Source organism: Acinetobacter lwoffii (assembly GCF_052078135.1).
Classification (GTDB): domain Bacteria; phylum Pseudomonadota; class Gammaproteobacteria; order Pseudomonadales; family Moraxellaceae; genus Acinetobacter; species Acinetobacter lwoffii_Z.
In genome coordinates this window covers 22216-43224 of sequence record NZ_JBQGUZ010000017.1, presented here as the reverse complement: position 1 = coordinate 43224, position 21009 = coordinate 22216, and the positions used below count along the sequence as shown (strand labels likewise).

Annotated in this window: 17 protein-coding genes and 1 pseudogene; 5 read left to right on the top strand and 13 right to left on the bottom strand. The window is 46.3% G+C overall.

Going from position 1 to position 21009, the window contains the following annotated elements:
• Nucleotides 1–8 precede the first annotated feature (8 nt).
• The 5 genes from rsfS to ACTL4S_RS11685 form a co-directional block, all read right to left on the bottom strand.
• Nucleotides 9–416: a ribosome silencing factor gene (gene rsfS, locus ACTL4S_RS11705; protein ID WP_004645144.1), complete on the bottom strand. Its 408-nt coding sequence runs from the start codon at nt 414–416 to the stop codon at nt 9–11.
• 81 nt (nt 417–497) lie between these two features.
• On the bottom strand, nt 498–1286 hold the full coding sequence (locus ACTL4S_RS11700) for a hydroxypyruvate isomerase family protein (protein ID WP_441299405.1): 789 nt from the start codon (nt 1284–1286) through the stop codon (nt 498–500).
• A 39-nt stretch (nt 1287–1325) separates the two neighbouring features.
• On the bottom strand, nt 1326–2195 hold the full coding sequence (locus ACTL4S_RS11695; protein WP_441299404.1) for an NAD(P)-dependent oxidoreductase: 870 nt from the start codon (nt 2193–2195) through the stop codon (nt 1326–1328).
• Nucleotides 2196–2231: 36 nt separating this feature from the next.
• Complete coding sequence (locus ACTL4S_RS11690; RefSeq protein ID WP_004645147.1) at nt 2232–3020, bottom strand: crotonase/enoyl-CoA hydratase family protein; 789 nt, start codon at nt 3018–3020, stop codon at nt 2232–2234.
• 107 nt (nt 3021–3127) lie between these two features.
• Complete coding sequence (locus ACTL4S_RS11685; protein WP_441299403.1) at nt 3128–5935, bottom strand: GacS-like sensor histidine kinase; 2808 nt, start codon at nt 5933–5935, stop codon at nt 3128–3130.
• A 362-nt stretch (nt 5936–6297) separates the two neighbouring features.
• Here ACTL4S_RS11685 and cysM point away from each other — a divergent pair, with 362 nt between their 5' ends.
• The 5 genes from cysM (at nt 6298) to ACTL4S_RS11660 (ending at nt 12585) form a co-directional block, all read left to right on the top strand.
• Nucleotides 6298–7227 carry a cysteine synthase CysM gene (cysM, locus tag ACTL4S_RS11680; protein ID WP_441299402.1) on the top strand — a complete coding sequence of 310 codons (930 nt, stop codon included), beginning with the start codon at nt 6298–6300 and terminating at the stop codon, nt 7225–7227.
• A gap of 18 nt (nt 7228–7245) precedes the next feature.
• Nucleotides 7246–8064 carry a 3'-5' exonuclease gene (locus ACTL4S_RS11675; RefSeq protein WP_005101819.1) on the top strand — a complete coding sequence of 273 codons (819 nt, stop codon included), beginning with the start codon at nt 7246–7248 and terminating at the stop codon, nt 8062–8064.
• A 6-nt stretch (nt 8065–8070) separates the two neighbouring features.
• Nucleotides 8071–9459: a 23S rRNA (uracil(1939)-C(5))-methyltransferase RlmD gene (rlmD, locus tag ACTL4S_RS11670; protein ID WP_441299401.1), complete on the top strand. Its 1389-nt coding sequence runs from the start codon at nt 8071–8073 to the stop codon at nt 9457–9459.
• A gap of 32 nt (nt 9460–9491) precedes the next feature.
• A complete protein-coding gene (locus ACTL4S_RS11665; RefSeq protein ID WP_180038925.1) occupies nt 9492–11801 on the top strand; it encodes a RelA/SpoT family protein in 2310 nt (769 codons plus the stop codon).
• 100 nt (nt 11802–11901) lie between these two features.
• Nucleotides 11902–12585 carry a hypothetical protein gene (locus ACTL4S_RS11660; RefSeq protein ID WP_222112429.1) on the top strand — a complete coding sequence of 228 codons (684 nt, stop codon included), beginning with the start codon at nt 11902–11904 and terminating at the stop codon, nt 12583–12585.
• Between the two features lie 24 nt (nt 12586–12609).
• Here the strand turns inward: ACTL4S_RS11660 and secF are convergent, their stop codons facing one another.
• The 8 genes and pseudogenes from secF to queA form a co-directional block, all read right to left on the bottom strand.
• A complete protein-coding gene (gene secF / locus ACTL4S_RS11655; protein WP_171066787.1) occupies nt 12610–13584 on the bottom strand; it encodes a protein translocase subunit SecF in 975 nt (324 codons plus the stop codon).
• Nucleotides 13585–13592: 8 nt separating this feature from the next.
• Nucleotides 13593–15491, bottom strand: a complete 1899-nt coding sequence (gene secD, locus ACTL4S_RS11650; protein WP_004733746.1) for a protein translocase subunit SecD — start codon at nt 15489–15491, stop codon at nt 13593–13595.
• 51 nt (nt 15492–15542) lie between these two features.
• Nucleotides 15543–15872 carry a preprotein translocase subunit YajC gene (gene yajC, locus ACTL4S_RS11645; protein ID WP_004645158.1) on the bottom strand — a complete coding sequence of 110 codons (330 nt, stop codon included), beginning with the start codon at nt 15870–15872 and terminating at the stop codon, nt 15543–15545.
• Between the two features lie 100 nt (nt 15873–15972).
• Nucleotides 15973–17103, bottom strand: a complete 1131-nt coding sequence (gene tgt, locus ACTL4S_RS11640; protein ID WP_005252828.1) for a tRNA guanosine(34) transglycosylase Tgt — start codon at nt 17101–17103, stop codon at nt 15973–15975.
• Nucleotides 17104–17233: 130 nt separating this feature from the next.
• A pseudogene (locus ACTL4S_RS11635) lies at nt 17234–18075 on the bottom strand (hypothetical protein).
• A 113-nt stretch (nt 18076–18188) separates the two neighbouring features.
• On the bottom strand, nt 18189–18758 hold the full coding sequence (locus ACTL4S_RS11630; RefSeq protein WP_004645163.1) for a LemA family protein: 570 nt from the start codon (nt 18756–18758) through the stop codon (nt 18189–18191).
• A 49-nt stretch (nt 18759–18807) separates the two neighbouring features.
• On the bottom strand, nt 18808–19836 hold the full coding sequence (locus ACTL4S_RS11625; RefSeq protein WP_441299400.1) for a hypothetical protein: 1029 nt from the start codon (nt 19834–19836) through the stop codon (nt 18808–18810).
• A gap of 16 nt (nt 19837–19852) precedes the next feature.
• The gene (queA, locus tag ACTL4S_RS11620) at nt 19853–20887 is read right to left on the bottom strand and encodes a tRNA preQ1(34) S-adenosylmethionine ribosyltransferase-isomerase QueA (protein ID WP_005106092.1); all 1035 of its coding nucleotides are present in this window, start codon (nt 20885–20887) and stop codon (nt 19853–19855) included.
• Between the last annotated feature and the right edge of the window lie 122 nt (nt 20888–21009).

Below are 21009 nucleotides of genomic sequence, written 5' to 3'. Positions count from 1 at the left end.
TTCGGTTTTTACGCTACAGAGTCAGTATCTGTAGGATTGCGCCATAAGCTTTCTAGGTCATAGAATTTACGCGCTGTTGGAAGCATACAATGAACCACCACATAACCAAGGTCGATGAGGATCCATTCAGCATCACGTTCGCCTTCAATACCAAGAGGGCGGAAGCCAGCTTTACGTGCTTCTTCAGCAACGTTATTGGCCAATGATTTGATGTGACGTGTCGATGTACCGCTTGCAATGACCATAGCATCAGCCACATTACTGATACCGCTGACATCAAGCTCAACAATTTCTTTTGCTTTTACATCTTCAAGTGCAGCATGTACGACTTTTAAGCAGTCCTGTACAGCTTGAGAATTTGAATTCATAGTAAGATCGTGAGAATTAGAAGCGCTGGGCGATGGTTCTAAATTCATGGGGAGTGTAATTTCCTAACAATTATGCATGGTCTAATATAGCGGTTTTAGTCCTGAATTTCAAATGAAGCCGCAGTCCACTCAGTCATGCTCCGGAAAGAACTCAGCTTTCCAGTCAAAGGAATCGTTGGAATGTCCGCTAGGTTTATACTCGGCAGCGACATAACCTTGATATTGACTATGTTTTAACCACTGAAATATATCATGATATTGAATTGAACCTGTATTGGGTTGATGCCGTCCCGGATAATCCGCAAATTGGATATGACCAATCGAGGCAATATTTTCTTGCAAAGTTTCTAAGACATCTTCGCCCATCATTGCCATGTGGTAACAGTCGTACTGCATTTTTAAGGCCGGATGATGTACCGCTTCCAGCATTTCCTGGGCTTGGGCAACATTTTGAATCAAAAAACGTGGCATATCGGTGCCATTGATCATTTCGAAGACCGGTTCAATTTGATGCTCAAGCAGCATTGAACAGGCCATTTTCAGGTTACTCGCCAGCGTATTCAGGCAGGGTAAAAGATCACAATCCCTAGGCTGTTTTCCTGCCAGAATGTTCACCCGAGGTACATTCAATGCGGTAGCATACTGGATGGCCTGCTCAACCGCATGACGAAACTCGATTTCCTGTCCTGGAATGCCAGCCAGACCATGACCGCCCTGCATTAAATCACCTGCCGGCACATTAATCAGGCACAAGTTTAGCTGATGGGTGCTGAGCTGGTTTTGAATCTGGCCAATCGTAAGTTCATAAGGAAACTGGATTTCCACATGATTAAAGCCCTGTGCACGAGCCAGCGCGAAACGTTCGATCAGCGGCACTTCGGTAAAAATCATCGACAGGTTGACGGCAAGTTTAATCATGTATGTCTCTTCAATATTCAGGGCTGCATCAATCAAGCGTTATGAATGTTTTAGTTGCTGGATTACAGTAGCCAGATCTGCTTCGGCAAAGCCTTGAGCCTGATGGGCCTGTAACTGTGATAATGCCTGAGTCGCGACTGGAACATCCAGATCAAAGCTTTGTGCCAGTTGCACGGCATTATTCAGATCCTTGGATAAGGTCTGTACTTTCCATTGCACCGGTTCAAAAGTTTGCGTGGCCATACGCGGTGCCAGAATCTGAAAAGGTTTGGAGTCGGCAAAACCACCCGCCAGCGCAGGCGCCAGTAAACGGGTATCCACCCCGGCAAGTCCAGCCAAGGCAACCGCTTCTGCAATCAGGGTGCTATTGGCAGCCACAATCAGCTGATTACAGATTTTGGTCGCCTGACCGGTGCCCGTATCACCCATGCGGGTCACGCGCTGTGAAAGTACTGCATAGATCGGATCAAGGTTTTCAATCGTCGCGGCATCACCACCGGCAAAAATCACCAGACTGCCTTGTTCAGCTCCGGCGGTACCGCCTGAAACCGGAGAGTCAATCCAGATTACTTTCTTGGCCTGTGCTTGCGCGGCAAGTGTTTGAGTTTGCTGTACCGAAAGACTGGAAAAATCCACAATCACTTGCTCCACAACCAAATACGGTTCGATCTGAGCAAAAACAGATTGCACCGCATGATCATCTGCCAGACAAGTCAGAATCACTGGATAATTCGCAATCTGGTCTAAAGACAGTGCAGTTGCTCCTAGATCCAGCAAGGGATCACAGGCCGCTGGCGTACGGTTCCAAACCGCCACCTGAAAACCTGCCTGAAGCAGACGTGTGGCCATACGAGTGCCCATCAGCCCCATACCTAAAAAGGCAATTTTAGTATCGCGATTCAACTGCATACTTTCTCTTATTCCTTGCTTTGACTCAGACTCGACTTATTTATATTGGCGCGGTACAAACTGAACCTCTGGGTTTTTGTCTTTTTTACGGGCCAGCTGGCTATTTTTACCCAGCAGCAATTTCAATTGCCAGATTTTTTCCATACGCAGGGATTTGTTCGGACGATGCTGCATGGCATCCAGTACAAATTTAGAGGCCATCAGCGCATCTGGAGAACGTTGCAGCATTTCTTCAGCCAAGGCTTGTGCTCTCGCCAATGGCTGTTCATCGACATGGGTGATCAGACCGATTTCTTTGGCATATTCGCCCTCAAAAATCCGGGCAGTCAAAGTCAGCTCTTTTGCCAGATCAATACCAATCAGGCCTTTCAGTGAGCGGCTGAGTCCCATGTCTGGCACCAGTCCCCAACGTGTTTCCATGATCGACATTTTGGTCTCAGGATGGGCAATGCGGATATCTGCGGCCAGAGCAAGCTGCATCCCGGCACCAAAACAGAAGCCCTCCATTGCGGCAATCACCGGAACAGGTAATTCTTGCCAGACCAGAAATGCTTTTTGAAACAGGCTTTGACCAGGACGAATCAGTTCCCATGCGGCATAAGCACGATTTTTAGGATTATTTAAATCTGCCAGATCAATACCGGCACTAAAGACCTGAGCTTCTCCCGTTAAAATCACACAACGGATGCTTTTATCTTTTTTGATTTTCTGTGCAGTCGCGACCAGTTCGCGCAGCAGGGCAAAGCTCATGGCATTGCGTTTATCCGGACGATTCAATGTAACAGTGGCAATGCCGTTATTTTTTTCCAAGCGCACGAGTGACATAGCATTTTTCCTTATTTTTCCTGGCTTGAGCATAGCATGCAGCCTTTAGGCTTGCATGACAGCTCAGTCACACTTGAGTAAGTTAAGAACTGAGCAGCTTCAGAGGTTTAATTTAAATGTTGCTTCAAAATTTGCTGGGCAGCCTGTTCAACCTGTTCAACCACGGCTTTGAGTTCATCAAAATATTTCAGTACCTCTTGAACAAAGCTTTCATCGGCCTTACGGCGCTCTTTACGCAAGGTAGAAACGAACTGCTCAAAGCCACCGGTGACTTTCTGCAGAGTCGGTGCACCGACATAGCGGGTCGCGCCATAGAGACGATGCAGTACATGTTCCAGTTGTGGAAAATCTTCCAGTTCAATCAGTTGCTGCATTTCATCGAGTTCATCTGCAAAGCTGTCCACCAGCATGCGTAACAGGTCTACTGCCAGATCTTCCTTATTGGCTGCCAGTTGCAGGCTTTGCTGCCAGTCCAGAATATTTGGATCTAGGGCATCAATCACATTGGCACGTTCCAGTACCGGAATCCGTTTAAAATGCTCGGTGGTCCAGTGCGTCAAAATTTGGATAATCTGCTCGATCTGGATCGGCTTGGTGACATAATCATCCATACCGTTTTGCAGCAGTTTATGCTTTTCATCAGAAAGTGCATGCGCCGTCAGGGCAATAATCGGCAGGCGGCTATGATTTTCAAAGGTCGATTCCAGCGAGCGAATAGCACGGGTGGTATCGATCCCCGACATGACTGGCATCTGAATGTCCATAAAGACCAGATCAAATGCTGGCTGTTCCTGTTCATAACGGCGCTGAATAATATCGATCGCTTCCTGCCCGCTGAGGGCTTTGGTCGTGGTGACATTGAGTTCACCCAGTAAGGCTTCCAGAACAATCAGGTTGGGTAAGTGATCATCCACGGCCAGAATATGCAGGCCTTGACCATTAAATTCTTCATGCTGTTCCTGACCGAAGACCGGCTGATTGCCGAGTAACTGAATCAGCGCGCTGCGGCTGAGTGGCTGATGCAGGGCACGGGCACGATGGTCGTTGAGCATGCTCGGATCCAGCTGCATCTGATAACCATAGACAGCCAGATGACCCTGATAACGTGAACGGATTTCGCGTAACAAGACCTCACTGTCACCACTATGATCGACGATTAGCCAGGTATTTTCGCTATTCTGTAAATGATTTAGGCGGCTAAACAGATCCAGAATCGATGCACATTCAATGTGTTTGACCTGATAATTTTCCAGATAATGCCGCAGCACATTCGCAGTTGCCGGATGGGCAAGATAAGACACCACAGTCAATTCGCTAAAGTCTGGATGCTCAATCACGGTATCTTCATCGACTAGGAACTGGGCAGTAAACCAGAAAGTAGAGCCTTTTTCGGTCGGAGCACGTTCCTGATTGTCTTCAAAACCAATCTGGCCATGCATCAGGCTGACCAGCTGTTTGGAAATTGCCAGACCAAGACCAGTACCGCCAAACTGACGGGTCACTGAGGTATCACCCTGCGAGAAGGATTCAAACAGCTTTTTACGGTCGGTACCACTCAGGCCAATGCCGCTGTCCTGCACACTAAAATGCAGCACACATTGATCTATGCCCTCATGTTCCATGCGTGCCCGGACAATGATTTCTCCATCCGGAGTGAACTTGATCGCATTGGAAATCAGGTTGGTCAGAATCTGCTTAAACCGCAGTGCATCACCAATAATGTGTTTTGGCACACCGTCTGCATAATAGAAGGCCATATCAATATGTTTTTGTGCTGCCAGCGGTGACAACATGTCCATCACATCAAAAATCGCTTCTTCCAGATCGAAAGGTGCAGTTTCTAATTCCAGTTTGCCGGCATCAATCTTGGAAAAATCCAGGACATCATTAATCAGTGCCAGCAAATGCGCCGAAGACTTACGAATGGTCTGCAAATACAGGCTCTGCTCGTTGCTGAGATTGCCCTGACGTAACAACAGATGAATAAAACCATCAATACTGTTCAGCGGGGTACGCAGTTCATGGGAAATATTGGCCAGAAACACCGACTTGGCCTGGTTGGCCGAGATCGCCTGGTCGCGTGCCTGACGATAGGTAATATTCTGGACTTCTAAAGTGTCGAGGGTACGGCGCAAGTCATCTTCGGTCTGTTCGGTATGTTCACGCAGTTCCAGAAAGCTGAAATGCAGACGTTTCACCACATTGGCAATATCACGTTGCAATAAACGCAGCTCGCCGGTGCTGTTAATCACCATATGCTGGCCGAGGGTATCGGCATTCAGGCGTTGCAACTGCATGCGAATCTCATACATCGGTGCAATCCAGCGCCGTGAGTAGAAATTCAGACAAAGCAACAATAATAATAAAGTGAGTAATCCGGTCGCAATCAGTACGATCAGTACTCGGTAACGGGCAATTGCTAGCGGCTGGTTATCCAGTTCAATCGCCAGCCAGCCGGTAGAAAAAGTGTTTTCATTCACTTTAATGGCATAGATATGATTATCTTGATGCAGAATCGGACCAACAAAATTGCCGCTTTTCTCAAATTCTGGCCAAGGCGCCTGTTCCTGAAAGCCGATGCCCAAACGGTTCTTGCCATTTTCGTCCAGAACTGCTGCCCGAACCAGATGCTTTTCATTCAGCATGTTCTGCATGGCGTTGTGGGCTTGGTCATATTGCCATGGATACAGGTTCAAGATATCCAGGGCATATTCTGAAGTGCCTTGAAAGCGGGTCAGAATCGCAATGGCCATCTGTTTCTGCTGGGCACGTGCGGCATTCGAGGTTTCAGTCAACACCAGCATGGCACCGACACAGGCCAAAATGGTAATCGGCACAAAAATCAGCGCAATCAGCTGTCCATAGGCATGATTTAAGTGTAGGCGTTTAAACAGCTTTTTGTTGATCGTTGACATGATTTAAGCAGTATTTTCTTTATGCCTGGCATATTAGCATGCTTTAAATCGACAGTTAAAATTTAAGCATAATTTTTATAAAGCTTCGGATTAGCAGTTAAAAATACAAGAGATTTCAGTTAATTTTGCTCAGGTACAGCAAGACTAAGACGCACGAAATTTCAATCTGTAAAAGTGCCAGACTGAAATAGTATTTTCATCTTCATTAGCGAGCTGCTTCACCTGGCTAAATTATCGGGAAATGTAGTTTATGGCTTGATAGTGTGTGAGTTTTAGTGAGTTTTCTGAAAAAGCCTTGCTAAATGGGTGCAGGGAAAAGCATTTTTTCATACAATAGCCGCACCTCGATATAGGTGCAAATAATGAGTAATACCATCCCTGATTTTCAAGCAGATGAATTTTTGTTAGACCATTATGTAGGCAAAACGCCGCTGGTGCGTTTACATCGTCTGGCAAGTCACACTCAAGCTACAGTACTCGCGAAACTCGAAGGCAATAACCCAGCAGGTTCGGTCAAAGACCGTCCGGCCTATAATATGATCATGCAGGCCGAGAAGCGTGGGCAGATCAAACCGGGTGACACCCTGATTGAGGCAACGAGCGGAAATACGGGGATTGCATTGGCCATGGTGGCTGCAATGCGTGGCTATAAAATGAAGCTGATTATGCCGAACAATATGAGTCAGGAACGTAAGGACGCGATGCGTGCTTATGGTGCCGAGCTGATTGAAGTGACCAAAGAGCAGGGCATGGAAGGTGCACGTGATCTTGCTGCTCAAATGCAGAATGATGGCGTGGGGCTGGTGCTGAATCAGTTTGGAAATCCGGACAATGTCGAAGCGCATTACCTGACCACGGGTCCAGAAATCTGGCAGCAAACCGGTGGCAAAATTACCCATTTTGTCAGTTCTATGGGTACCACCGGCACCATCATGGGTGTGTCGAAATACCTGAAAGAAATGAATCCTGATATTCAGATCGTCGGTTTACAGCCATCTGATGGTTCAAGCATTGCCGGAATCCGTCGCTGGCCAGAAGAATATCTGCCAACCATTTTCGACCGCAGCCGAGTCGATCGCATTATTGATATTCCACAAATCGAAGCTGAAAAAACCATGCGTAAGCTGGCACAGAAAGAAGGCATTAGTGCCGGAACCTCTTCTGGTGGGGCAGTGTGGGCCTCGATTAAACTGGCGGAAGAACATCCGGATGCAGTGATTGTGTGTATTATCTGTGACCGTGGTGACCGTTACTTGTCTACAGGGTTATTCTCTGTACAAGATCCTGAATAATTATTTGAGCACTGTTTTATGCGCCTGCCTGTTTTAACTTTCGATATTGAAACCCAAACCGATCTCAAATCAGGCGCGCATCTGTTTGGTCTGGACCTGCCCGAAGCAGATCTGGATCAGGCCTTGACCAAATTACGCCGTCAGGATTCAGGCTCGGATTTTCAGCGTTTGCCGCTGCATGAAATCGTCTGTATTTCCGGTTTGTGGATGGATGAGCAGGGCATGAAGCTGTTTTCGTTTAGCCGAGAACAGCATTCTGAAGCAGAAATTTTGAAAAAATTCTTGTCGATTTTTGACAAGCGCCATCCGACTCTAGTGAGTTGGAACGGCTCACAGTTTGATTTACCAGTGATTTTATACCGCGCCATGTATCATGGGCTCTCTGCACCGAGTCTGTTCGATCAGGGCGAAATTGATACGCAAAAGCGTTATAATAACTACCAGAATCGTTACCATCATCGTCATGTTGACCTGATGGATGTGATGGCCATGTTTCATGCCCGTCATTTCCAGAAGCTGGATGATGTTGCACATTTGCTGGGCTATCCAGGCAAGCGCGGTGACGGAGCCTATCGGGTTCCAGAATATGTCCGCAATCAGCAATGGACCGAACTAACGTCTTATTGTGAAGGTGATGTCCTGAATACCTGGCTGGTGTATATCCGCTGGTTGCTGTTAAAAGGCCAACTGTTACTGCCGGATTATCAGCATTTGCTGCAAAGCACGATTCAATATTTGCATACTCAACCGCAGCATGCGGACTTTTTATCAGTTTGGCGTGAGACTTCGCAACGAACTGAATTTACCCAATTTGATTTTCCCATCTCCACACCCTAGGTTTTCATGAAACATCGAGCAAAAGCACGTCCTATCCAGCAACCCGAGTACATTTTTCAGGTTGAGTCACTATCGCATGAGGGACGTGGCATCGCTCATTATGGTTCACATCCAGATCATCCGCAGCATAAACATGGCAAGAAAGTCTTTATCCGTTATGCCTTGCCGGGTGAAACCGTGCGTGCCCGTATTACCCGAGAAGTTAAGAAACTCGAAGAAGCCGACAGTCTTGAATTGTTGAGCGACGCTTCCGAGATTCGCGTGAAGCCGGTGTGTCCGCATTTTGGCGTTTGTGGTGGCTGTAATATGCAGCATATCGCTGCGGATGCGCAGATTGAACTGAAACAGAATGTGCTGAAATCACATCTTCAGCATTTTGCCGGAATCCAGCCTGATCAATGGCTACCGCCTTTACGTTCACAACGTGAAGATTATCGCCGTAAAGCCCGAATCGGGGTGCGTTATCTGCCTTCCAAGGATCAGCTGGTGGTGGGTTTTCGTGAAAATCAGTCCAACAAACTTACGCCGATTGATCGCTGTATGATCTTGGATCGCGAGTTTGGCTCGGTTACACGTCTTAAACAATTGCTGCAAGGTCTCAATGGTAAGGCCGACATCGGTCATATAGAATTGGCTATGGGGGATCAGGACATTGCGCTGCTGGTGCGTGAAACTGCAAAATTATCTGCCGATGATGTCAACCAATTGCGCGAATTTACGTTACAGAAAGGCTGGCAACTGTATCTGCAGCCTGCCGGCAAAGAAACGCTCTCGCGGATAGATGCTCCAGAAGCATCTGCACGCTTACACTATGGTCTTGATGACTTTGATGTGAAATTCGGCTTTAATCCTCTGGACTTTACCCAGGTAAATTCAAGCATCAATCCGCAAATGGTACGATTGGCATGTGATTTGCTTCAGCTACAACAAGGTGAGCGGGTTCTGGATCTGTTTTGTGGATTAGGAAACTTTTCTTTGCCTCTGGCGCGCTGTGTTGGTGCGTCGGGTCAGGTGATTGCGGTTGAAGGAAGTGATGAAATGGTTCGACGTGGTGCGGAAAATGCCAAAAACAATGGTATTGCACAAATAGCGTTCTATTCACAAGATTTAACCAAAGATTTCTCGCACCATACTTGGGCAAATCAAGGTTTTGATGCATTATTAATCGACCCGCCACGTGCCGGGGCAGAAGAAGTGATGCATTATATCCCTCAGTTTGGAGCTAAAAGAATCGTTTATGTGTCATGCAATCCTGCGACACTCGCCAGAGATGCAGGACTCCTGGTACAACAGGGCTATCGTCTCACCCAGGCGGGCGTGATGGATATGTTTACACATACTGGACATGTTGAATCAATCGCATTGTTCGAAAAAGAAAATCAAATAAACGATTAAAGAAATGATGTTTTTAAAAGTAGGAGACGGGTATGGTCACAGTACGTGAGCAACTCCCTGGGCGACTCAATGAGTTGTCACAGGAGACGACTGTAGAACATGCCGAACAAGCACACCAGGATCTGACTGAATGGTTGGATCGGGTTCGTGGCATATTAGATGGCGCACCTTTAACGCAGCTCGAAGAAGTCGCCCACTTAACATTAGAAAGAGAGCTGCAAAGTACGGTTCAGCACCGCTCCAATACCTTTTATACTGGTATTGAGATGGCGGATATTCTGGCGCATCTGCATGTCGATGAAGATACTTTGTCCGCAGCCATGCTGTATCGTGCTGTTCGTGAAGGCGTCATGCCACTCAGTGAAGTATTGGAACAGTTCGGCGAACAGGTGCATAGCCTGGTCAAAGGTACGCTTGCCATGGGTAAGCTGTCTGAGCTGATCGAAAAAAATAAACGCCTGGAAGATCATTTCAATAATAACCAGCGTGAACATCTGTCTGGCATTTACAAAATGCTGATCTCGGTCACCGAAGATGTACGGGTTGTTCTGGTCAAGCTGGCCGAACGTACCTATGCCTTGCGTGAACTGGCCAATTCCTCGCGTGAGCGTCAGGAACGGGTGGCCCGAGAAATTCTGACCATTTACTCGCCACTGGCACACCGCTTGGGCATTGCTCAGTTGAAGTGGGAGCTGGAAGATCTGGCTTTCCGTTATCTTGCGCCGGAACGTTATAAAGAAATTGCTTCCTTACTGAATGAAAAGCGTCTGGAGCGTGAACAGTATATTCAGTTTGTGATTGATAAATTACGCAATGAATTGGCCGAACATGGTATCGAAGCTGAAATTAATGGCCGGGTGAAACACATTTATTCGATTTATCGAAAAATGAAAAGCAAGAACCTGAGCTTTGACCAACTCTATGATATTCGTGCTTTACGGGTACTGGTGAAAAGTGTACCGGAGTGTTACCACACTTTAGGTATTGTGCATCAGATCTGGCGCCATATTCCGCATCAGTTTGATGACTATATTACCAATCCGAAAGCCAATGGTTATCGTTCTTTACATACTGCAGTGATTGCCGAGAATAAGTCACTTGAAGTGCAGATTCGTACCCATGCAATGCATGACGAAGCTGAACTGGGGGTGTGTTCACACTTTAATTATAAAGAAGGTGCAAAAACGACAGATCGCTCCTTTAACCATCGTCTGCATTCCTTACGTGCGGTACTTGAGCATTATCAAGAGCGCAATGAAACCAGTGCACATAAAGAATCTGAAGATGAAATAGAGAATTTTGAACATATTCAAGATTTTGAAGGTTTTGAAAAGATCTATGTGTTTAGCCGTGATGGTGATATCAAAGAGCTGCCGCGTGATTCGACCGTACTCGACTTTGCGTATCATGTGCATACTGAGGTCGGGAACAAGTGCTATGCCGCACGGGTAAATCAGCGCTATGTGCCGCTGACTTACACCCTGAAAACCGGTGAACAGGTCGAGATTCTGACCAAAAAAGACCGGGAACCGAATCGGGACTGGTTGGTCAATTCATTAGGTTATATCAAGACTGCCCGTGCGCGGGACAAGCTGCGTCACTGGTTCCGTCAGCAGGATCGTAGCAAGAACCTGGAAGTCGGCCGTGAAGTGCTGAACAAGGAATTGTCACGTCTGGCAATTCACCCGAAATCGATTGATCTGAGTGATTATTGCAACCACTTCAATGTCAAAACCGGTGATGACATTCTGGTGAATCTGGTCAATGGTGATATCAGCCTGCATGCCCTGATTAATCAGGTGAACCGTCACATGCATCTGGATCAGGACGAGCCTGAGCTGGTGCTGAAACCTGCCTTGAACCCGCGTGCCAGTCATACACTGTCAGCGCACGGGATTCTGATCGACGGTTTAGATAACGTGGAACTGCATGTCGCGCAATGTTGCCAACCGGTGCATGGTGAATCGATCGCTGGCTATATCACTCTGAATCGTGGAGTGAGCATTCATAAGGTGGCCTGTCCGGACTATGTGCGCATGATCACCCAAGAGCCTGAGCGTGCGGTAGAAGCCGATTGGGAAATGCAGCCGACTCGTGGTCAGAGCGTACAGATTGTGGTGGAAGCTTATGATCGACGCGGTTTGCTCAAAGATCTCACGCAAGTGATTTTCTCGGATCAGATCAATATCCGTCAGGTGAATACCATTTCGGAAGCGGATGGTATTGCCAATATGAAGCTGCTGATTGAAGTCAAAGGTCTGGCACAACTTTCCAAGCTGCTGGCCCGTCTAGAGCAGCAGCCGGGAATTATCAGCGCGCGTCGTCTGGTACAGGGTACTTAATTCCTGTTACCTAAGTTTAAAAAGCCTGCAATTCAATTGCGGGCTTTTTTATTGTAAGGTATTTAAATCACATGCATAAAAAATAGACCAGCAAACCAAGATGAGCGCCACCGAAATATTTGAACGTAGACGAAATAATCTGGCCAAGGTGATTGATCTGCTGATCGAGACGCAGCAATTTAAAACCGGCAAAGAGATCTGTGAGCATTTCGGCTTGTCTGCATCGTATATCGCTCAATTGCTGAATAGCAAACGCCAGATCGGCGAGAAAGCAGCAAGGGAGCTGGAACAACAACTGGGTCTAGATGTGCTCATTCTAGATCAGTCGACTGAACCAAAAGTTGAATTATCTCCAATTCCAGCGCAAGGTGTACTGTTGCAAATGCAGGTGGTGCAACAGCAGGCATTCGCACTTATCTCCTTGGATTCAGCGCTCTCATTCAATCAGGATATTTTTCATCTGCAAGCACAGCATTATGCGATTTGGGTAGCAGGGCCGTATTATTTTCCCAGCTTAAAACCGGGCTGGTGGCTGGTTTGTGACAAACAGGCCGAGTTATCCACTGCAGGCATACTCTGTGTGTATCTGCTCAATGGCTTGCAGCTCATTTTGCAACTGGTCAGTGAAACTCAGGATCATTATGAATTTCAAAGTCTGGATGAAAGCAGAAAGGTGGTTTTCCAGAAAACTGATATTGAGAAAATCCATCCAGTCATTGCGATTATTCCCGCTGCCACATATTCAAACGGCAGAAATAATTCAGCCCATCATAAGACGGGCTGAACGATGAACATGAAACAGAACAGATTATGGAATCTGGTTCTCGTCTTCAAATTCTGGTTTCACCTGAACAATAAAGTCCTGACGGTTTAGACCACGCCACAAGGCAAAGGCCGTACCGATATAGATGGACGAATAGGTCCCGACAAAGACACCAACAAACATCGCGATCGAGAACCATTTCAGACCATCGCCGCCCATCAGCATCATGGCAAGCACCACCAGCAATAAGGTCATAGAGGTATGAATGGTACGACGCAGCGTTTCAGTCAGGGCAATGTTAATGATTTCGACCGGTTCTGCACCACGAATCTTACGGAAGTTCTCACGGATACGGTCAGAGACCACGATATTATCGTTCAGTGAGAAACCGATGATTGCAAGGAGTGCTGCAAGTACAGTCAGGTCAAATGGCCACTGCATCATCGCAAAAATCCCGAGGGTAACGACGATATCATGGAACAGTGACAATACTGCACCCATAGCCAGCTTGACCTCAAAGCGGATGGTAACATAGACCAGCATCAGCAGGAGCGCAAGTGCCACAGCACCGCCAGAACGGACATAGAGCTCATTACCGACCTGTCCACCGACGACATCAACCTTCGGTACTTCTGCCGCATTATTTGGCAGTTGAACTGCGGCTGTAACAGCTTTGGTCAGGTCTTCAGCTTCGATATCTTCCTGAACCGGCATACGCACCATCAGGTCACGTTCAGAACCTAAAGTCTGAACCACAGCATCATTAAAGCCTGCCTGGTTCAATGCCTTGGAGACATCTTCAGGTTTGACCGGATTGGTATAGTTTAATTCGGCTGCCACACCACCGGTAAAGTCTAAACCGAGGTTCAGGCCTTTGGTGGCAATAAAGAAGATACTCGCAACGGTTAAGAGGATTGAAAACAATGCCGCAGGCATCGCAATCTTCATAAACGGAATAATGCGTTCGTCTTCCGGGCGACCGTACTGTTTTTGATTCAGTTGAGTATTTTCAGTCATCAGTGATCTCCTTAAATGCTCAACTTTTTCAAGTTACGTTTTTTGCCATAAATGAGCTGTACCACGGCACGCGTTACTGTAATGGCAGTAAACATCGAGCAGACAATACCAATCATCAGGGTTACGGCAAAGCCTTTGATCGGACCTGTACCAATCGCGAACAGAATGAACGCCACCAGGAATGTGGTCAAGTTCGAGTCGAAAATGGTGTTATAGGCACGATCATAACCGGCCACAATCGCCTGTTTTGGCGAAGCTCCCCATTTCATTTCTTCCCGTATTCGTTCACAGATCAGTACGTTGGCATCGACCGCCATACCGATGGTAATGACGATACCGGCAATACCCGGAAGGGTAAGGGAAGCGCCAATCCAAGACATGACTGTCAGAATCATCGCCAGGTTAAAGACCAAGGCAAAGTTGGCAATCACACCAAACAGACGGAAGAATACCACCATCCAGATGGCGACCAGAAGGAAACCGATCTGAGTTGAAAGTACACCTTTATCGATGTTTTCTTGACCCAGACTTGGACCAATTACACGTTCTTCAACAAAATACATTGGCGCAGCCAACGCACCTGCACGCAGCATCAAGGCAAGTTCAGCAGCTTCTTGCGGCGAGTCCAGGCCAGTAATACGGAACTGAGAACCCAGTACTGCCTGAATGGTTGCAGCGTTAATGACTACAGATTCAGTATATGGGGTACGAACTTCAGTCTGAGTGCCGGTCGCAGGGTCTTCCACATAATTAATGCGCTGCTTGTTCTCGATGAACAAGACGGCCATACGTTTGCCGACCGCATTACGGGTGGCATCCGACATCAGTTTGCCGCCTGCGCTGTCCAAGGTAATGTTAACTTCAGCACCGCCTGTGTCTTGGCTAAAGCCACTTGATGCATTCTGAACACGTTCACCGGTTAAGATACGGTTACGGTTCAAGAGGAGCTGACGACCACTGTCCAGTGACTCATAAGCAAAGACTTCTGTGCCTGGTGGCAATGCACCCGTTGCCTGACCGGTATATGGATCAATATATTGATCATTCAGGTCAGACACCAGACGGAACTCGAGGTTCGCGGTACGACCTAAGACACGTTTCGCTTCAGCGGTATCCTGCACACCAGGAAGCTCAACCACAATACGGTTGCTGCCCTGAGTTTGAACCAGTGCTTCTGCCACACCTAACTCGTTAATACGGTTACGTAAAGTGGTCAAGTTCTGATTGACAGCATAAGATTCAATTTCTTGCTTACGCACATCAGTATAGTTTAGACGTAAGGTCGAACCGGTCTCGGTCGCAACAGCCTGCTGGGTAAACTCATTGCCATTACGGCGCAAGAAGTCCATCGTTGCAGAACGGTCATCATTGTTGGCAAACTGCATCACAATGGTGTTGTTGCTCAAGTTCAGGCTATTAAATTTAAGGTTGTTATCACGCAACTGACGACGTAGATCCGTCGCAGAGGTTTCCATGCGCTGGGAAATGGCCTTGTCCATATCCACTTCAAGCAAGAAGTGAACACCACCACGTAAATCCAGGCCGAGCTTCATTGGTTTGGCACCAATTTTTTGCAGCCATTCTGGGGTGGTCGGGGCAAGGTTCAATGCAACCACGTAATCATCACCTAAACCACGACGTAAAGCCTCTTTAGCTTTAAGCTGCGATTCACTTGAATCTACACGTAATAAAGCTGCATTGTTGCCAAAGCTATTGTCATGGGTGGCAATATTTTCAGTTTTTAAAATTTGCTCTGCTTTTTGTACGATGCTTGCATCAATTTGAGTACCGGCTTTGGCACCCGAAATCTGTACAGCAGGTTCATCTGGATACAAACTTGGCAGGGCATATAAGGTACTGATCACCAGGACAACCAGGATCAGTACATATTTCCATGCTGGGTAACGCATTCGTTTTCTTCTTAAAATGAAAAAGTCGTGCGAGGGCACGACTATTTTTGATTAAAGGTTATTTAAAGTGCCTTCAGGGAGGACTGAAATCACACTTGCACGTTGAACTTTGACTTCTACACCACGGCTCAATTCAACCACTGCGAAGTCACCTTCAATCTTGGTGATTTTGCCCATTAATCCGCCTGCAAATACCACTTCACTGCCAACGCCAAGGCTGTCGACCAAAGCACGGTGTTCTTTGGCACGTTTAGATTGAGGACGCCAGATCAAGAAATAGAAGATTGCAATAAAAACAGCAATCATCAAAAGGTTCGCCATCATGCTTGGTTGTTGTGCAGCTTCACCTGCAGCGTGAGCAGTCGAAATAAAAAGGCTCATTACATTTTCCTAAAATAAAAAACTGGTGATCAACTCGATAATAAATTGACATATTCTTGCAATTTACATTGTCTTTTTCCTCAGCGCAAATACTGATGGATTAATCTTGCGGACAAGGTGGCACTTCCAGGCCACGGCGGGCATAAAAGTCATGAACAAATTCGTCAAATGTACCGTTGTCTAATGCATCACGCATCGCTTCAGTCAAACGCAGGTAATAGCGCAGATTATGAATCGTACCGAGCATAGAGCCGAGCATTTCTCCACATTTCTCAAGATGGAATAAATAGGCACGGGTAAAGTTCTGGCAGGTATAGCAGTCGCAATGCGGATCGAGTGGGCTTTGGTCATGACGGTATTTACTGTTACGGATTCGCACCAAGCCGTCTGTCACAAAATAGTGACCGTTACGTGCATTTCGGGTTGGCATTACGCAGTCAAACATATCGACACCACGACGCACCGCTTCCACAATATCTTCAGGCTTGCCGACGCCCATCAAATAACGCGGTTTGTCTGCAGGCATTTTTTCTGGAAGATAATCCAGTACCTTGATCATTTCCTCTTTTGGCTCACCAACGGACAGGCCGCCAATCGCATAACCATCAAAGTCGATTTCTAGCAGGCCTTTTAAAGATTCATCACGTAAATCTTCATACATGCCGCCTTGAATAATACCGAACAGCGCATTACGGTTTTTCAGCACGTCATGATGCTGGGTTTTACAGCGTTTGGCCCAGCGTAAAGAAAGTTGCAACGATTTTTGCGCTTCTTCATGCGTCGCAGGGTACGGGGTACATTCATCAAAAATCATTACAATGTCAGAGTTCAGCGTGTGCTGAATATCCATTGAAATTTCAGGAGATAAAAATACTTTTGAACCATCAATCGGCGAGCGGAAGGTCACACCTTCTTCTTTAATTTTACGCATTGCGCCCAGACTGAAGACCTGGAAGCCGCCTGAATCGGTCAAAATGGGACTATTCCATTTCATAAATCCGTGCAGGCCGCCATGTTCACGAATTACATCCAGTCCTGGACGTAGATACAAATGGAAAGTATTGCCCAGAATGACTTGAGATTTGATCTCTTTAATGTCGCGTGGCAACAGGCCCTTGACCGTACCATAAGTACCCACAGGCATGAACATCGGGGTTTCCACCACACCATGTTCAAGCGTTAAACGACCACGACGGGCACGGCCCGACTGACCTAATTTTTCAAACTTCATAGGAGTTCCACATCAAGGCGAAAAAACAGTTCGCTGATTGTTATAGCTAAAGGGCGCTATTTTCCTTGATTCTTACACTAAACGCCAGCATTGTAGAGCATTCGCTCTGTAATTTTATTTATCGCTGAAGCTAGAGAACATCCGGAGATATTGGCGGATGGGCAGAAAACTGCTGCAAGCGCTGCTGGATATCTTCCCGGCTAAGGGCGCAGCTGCCATCCGGCTCAGAGGCCATTGCAGCGATATGCTGGATCAGTTTCTGGATATAATATTGCTATCGACAAAGTAGGATTCCAAGGTCAGCAAATAGGCATCTTGTGCCACTTGCAAATAGTCATAAGGCTCCATCACCAGCATCTGCTCTAGATCAATCAAGATATCTTTGTCGTTTTGCGAGAGTTTCAAGCGTTTCTGTATGGCAGGTAAATGAGTAGTTTGTCTGGATGCCAGAAATTTCTGTAAATGAATATGCTCAGGATTAAGTGTCTGTGCAGATTGGCATTCAAATTCGACTTGGGTGGGCAGGCTCATGAAAAACATGATGCTATCCAGATCCAGACCATAGGCTTCAGAAAGACGATGTTTGGCCTGTTTAAAACTATCCAGCAATAACTCCAGATGCGTCGCGTGCAGCTGTTTGTGCTGTGCCAATACCGGATGGCCAAAGCTATGCTGGGTTTTAAAATAATCGGCCAGCAAGGTTTTAAAGGGGATGAGTCCTGAGTCGGGTGAAGTGTGGGCCCGATAACGCCATTTCTGGACATTCCAGCGATCCTGTTCCGCCAGATATTGCTGAGGATCTTCTGGATCTTTAAAAATACTACGTTCAGTCGAGATCGCCAGATTATCCAGCAGTAAAAATTCGTCAAAGACCAGACTACAGGCATAGATTTCATCATCCTGATAATGGTCGTATAACCGATAAAATTCCTCGACCAGCATCTGTTGCAAGTGCTCTAAATAATCCAGCATAATTTTTATTCTTTATTTTATAAGTTTTAGACAGATACAGCCGCATCCTTGGCTATTTTTATAATAAGTTAATGCGCCAAGGATGCAAAATTTTATCAGATCTTGCTGTTCACTCAGTGAAAGTTCGGACGGTAATCAAAATTCTGGGTCACGCTTTGATCACGGAAAGGCCGCACCACTTTTTTTCTGAGCAACATATTGTTAATGATGTTGTGTGGAAAAATCTGGATCTGGTTATTAAATAGCTCGACATTGCGATTATAAATGGTAATCGCAGCACCGACATTTTCATTCTGTTCTTCAATTTCAGCCATCATTTTCAGATAGATGTCATTGGCTTTCAGTTCCGGATAATTTTCAATCACGACATTCAGGCTATGCATTAACTGTTTGTTCAGACTTTCAATGCGTTGTAATTGTCCAATATCGGCATCCTTGATATTCAGGTTCATGATGTTCTGACGCAGTTCGGTGACTTTTTCTAGCGTGCCTTTTTCAAAACTCGAGTATTGCTCGACCAGCGGTTGCAGCCCATCCAGAATTTTCAGTTTTTGCCGTTCATAACTGGCGACATCCGACCAGGCGCGAATCGTGGCGTTGTGATGACGGACAATACTGTTGCGGATCATGATAATCGTGACAATCAGCGCCACAATGATCAAACATAAAATCAAAAATCCCATCCGAGATCTCCCCAAGCTATATCTATATTTTAAAAATGATGCGAAAAATTTATTTTAAAAACTGCAGCAGATCATGTTGTAAGTTTTCGAGCTGTTTTAATTTAAACGTTCTCAGGTGGCCGCGCAATGTGGAAATATCGCTAATATTCTGCTGCTTGCTCGATACCTGAAATAAATCATGGGGCCCTAGATAGCACAGCATCTTATTTTCTGGGTGAAACAGTAAATCACCCTGACGCTGTTCGAAAAATTCGGCCAGTCGCAGCACAAAACCCGGACTGAGTAATTTGGCAGTTTGCAGCGGATCACTGCCATAAAAGCTTAATCTCTGGTTGGTGCGAATATCGCTGCTGTGCCAGGGATGGCTATAAGGATAATAAAATTTCTTTCTGGAAGTCGTAACGGCCAGTCCCTGAATCTGGATATCAAACACAAATACGCCCCACAGGTCTTTATGGACCTGCATCAGTTTGACTGGCTGACCTTCCTTATTTCGGGCCTGTACTTCATCAATATAGTGGTATTGGAACAGTAGCACCTGATGTTGCTGGCCGTTTTCGTCTTCCCATACCGTGCTGGCATAACGCTGAATTTCATTACTCAACGAACCTTGGTTGAATACTGGAAATAATTGTTTTAAATGCCGGATAAAGTGTAGGGGATTAAGTGGCATAGAAATATGCTGTGGCTGTTTTTGAAAGGCAAGCTGATATTTCTTGGCCAGTGCCTGTTCTTCCAGAAAAGCAATGACTTCCTCTAAGGGCTGCTGTTGTTCATAGCAAATATAGGCCCAGAAGATGCAGAGACAGCCGAGAAAAACACTGCTCTGAATCCAGATATTTCCCGGAGCAATAAAAATGCAGCCAATCAGAAAAAGCCCAATTCCGGCAAGCGCAAGCGGCAGGTTATTTTCAAACTTGAGCGTAATCGGGCCATTCCAGGGATGCAATCCGTCTAGCAGTTCCTGATGTGTTTTGGCCTGTTGGCCCAGATCCCAAAGCCGAGCGATATTCTGAAACACCACTGCATTTTTCTTGCGACGAATATGAATGGATTGTTGTACAGACTCGATCGGCATGGATAATGGTTCTCGCTTATTTCGCCTGATCAATCAGCATGGCATCGCCATAACTGAAGAAGCGATACTGGCTGTCTACTGCATGCTTATAAGCATTGAGAATATTGTCACGATTGGACAAGGCAGACACAAGCATTAACAGGGTCGATTCTGGTAAATGGAAGTTAGTGATCAAACGATCGACCACTTTAAACTGATAACCCGGATAGATGAAAATCTGGGTATCACCTGTCCAGGCTGCCAGTTCACCGTTATGTGCTTGTGCTGCACTTTCGACTGCACGGGTGGCAGTCGTGCCTACAGAAATGACTTTATTACCGCGGGCTTTAGTCTGACGAATCATCTCGACCGCAGTTTCAGGGACGTCGCACCATTCGCTGTGCATGATGTGATTTTGAATATCATCGGTACGCACTGGCAGGAAAGTACCTGCACCAACATGTAGGGTCACAAAAGTTTTTTGAATCCCTTTGGCTTCCAATTTTGCCAACAGATCGGCATCAAAATGCAGGCTGGCAGTAGGTGCTGCAACGCTGGCCAGTTTGGTTGGGTCATTAAACACGGTTTGATAACGTTCAGTATCAATCTCTTCCGCTTCACGGTTGAAATAAGGCGGAATCGGCAAGGCGCCGTATTGATCCAGCACATCGAGAATTGGTTGTGAAAATTCTACAATAAACAGATTTTCATGACGGCCTTGTACGGTCACTTTCACTGCATCCGGGCCAATAAAAAGTTCTGCACCGGCTTTCGGAGTGTTGCTGGCCTTAATATGACAATAGGCAATAAAGCGATCTTGCATACGCTCAACCAGCACTTCTACCGCACCGCCTGAAGCACGTTTACCTTTTAAACGGGCCTTCATGACTTTGGTGTCGTTTAATACCAACAAGTCGCCGTCTTCAAGTAAATCCAGAATATCGGTAAATTGATGGTCATGATATTGACCTTGGGCATCGAGGTGCAACAGGCGAGAGGCACTGCGTGTTTCCAGTGGGTAGCGAGCAATCAGCTCATCGGGGAGATCAAAATTAAAATCAGAAAGTTGCATGATGATTTACGCTAAAAAAACTGCGGCTAGTATAAACTTTTTTCTTTTTTATGGCGGGAATTGCTCGATTTTAAAACGAAAAAATGCGATTTGTTTTAAAAATAAACAAATGAAAATATTCT

Coding starts and splice junctions, on each gene's coding strand:
- ACTL4S_RS11685 (WP_441299403.1), bottom strand. CDS start 5,935: ATGTCAACGATCAACAAAAAGCTGTTTAAACGCCTACACTTAAATCAT.
- ACTL4S_RS11700 (WP_441299405.1), bottom strand. CDS start 1,286: ATGATTAAACTTGCCGTCAACCTGTCGATGATTTTTACCGAAGTGCCG.
- cysM (WP_441299402.1), top strand. CDS start 6,298: ATGAGTAATACCATCCCTGATTTTCAAGCAGATGAATTTTTGTTAGAC.
- ACTL4S_RS11695 (WP_441299404.1), bottom strand. CDS start 2,195: ATGCAGTTGAATCGCGATACTAAAATTGCCTTTTTAGGTATGGGGCTG.
- rlmD (WP_441299401.1), top strand. CDS start 8,071: ATGAAACATCGAGCAAAAGCACGTCCTATCCAGCAACCCGAGTACATT.
- ACTL4S_RS11690 (WP_004645147.1), bottom strand. CDS start 3,020: ATGTCACTCGTGCGCTTGGAAAAAAATAACGGCATTGCCACTGTTACA.
- ACTL4S_RS11665 (WP_180038925.1), top strand. CDS start 9,492: ATGGTCACAGTACGTGAGCAACTCCCTGGGCGACTCAATGAGTTGTCA.
- rsfS (WP_004645144.1), bottom strand. CDS start 416: ATGAATTTAGAACCATCGCCCAGCGCTTCTAATTCTCACGATCTTACT.
- yajC (WP_004645158.1), bottom strand. CDS start 15,872: ATGAGCCTTTTTATTTCGACTGCTCACGCTGCAGGTGAAGCTGCACAA.
- queA (WP_005106092.1), bottom strand. CDS start 20,887: ATGCAACTTTCTGATTTTAATTTTGATCTCCCCGATGAGCTGATTGCT.
- ACTL4S_RS11625 (WP_441299400.1), bottom strand. CDS start 19,836: ATGCCGATCGAGTCTGTACAACAATCCATTCATATTCGTCGCAAGAAA.
- ACTL4S_RS11675 (WP_005101819.1), top strand. CDS start 7,246: ATGCGCCTGCCTGTTTTAACTTTCGATATTGAAACCCAAACCGATCTC.
- ACTL4S_RS11630 (WP_004645163.1), bottom strand. CDS start 18,758: ATGGGATTTTTGATTTTATGTTTGATCATTGTGGCGCTGATTGTCACG.
- secD (WP_004733746.1), bottom strand. CDS start 15,491: ATGCGTTACCCAGCATGGAAATATGTACTGATCCTGGTTGTCCTGGTG.
- tgt (WP_005252828.1), bottom strand. CDS start 17,103: ATGAAGTTTGAAAAATTAGGTCAGTCGGGCCGTGCCCGTCGTGGTCGT.
- ACTL4S_RS11660 (WP_222112429.1), top strand. CDS start 11,902: ATGAGCGCCACCGAAATATTTGAACGTAGACGAAATAATCTGGCCAAG.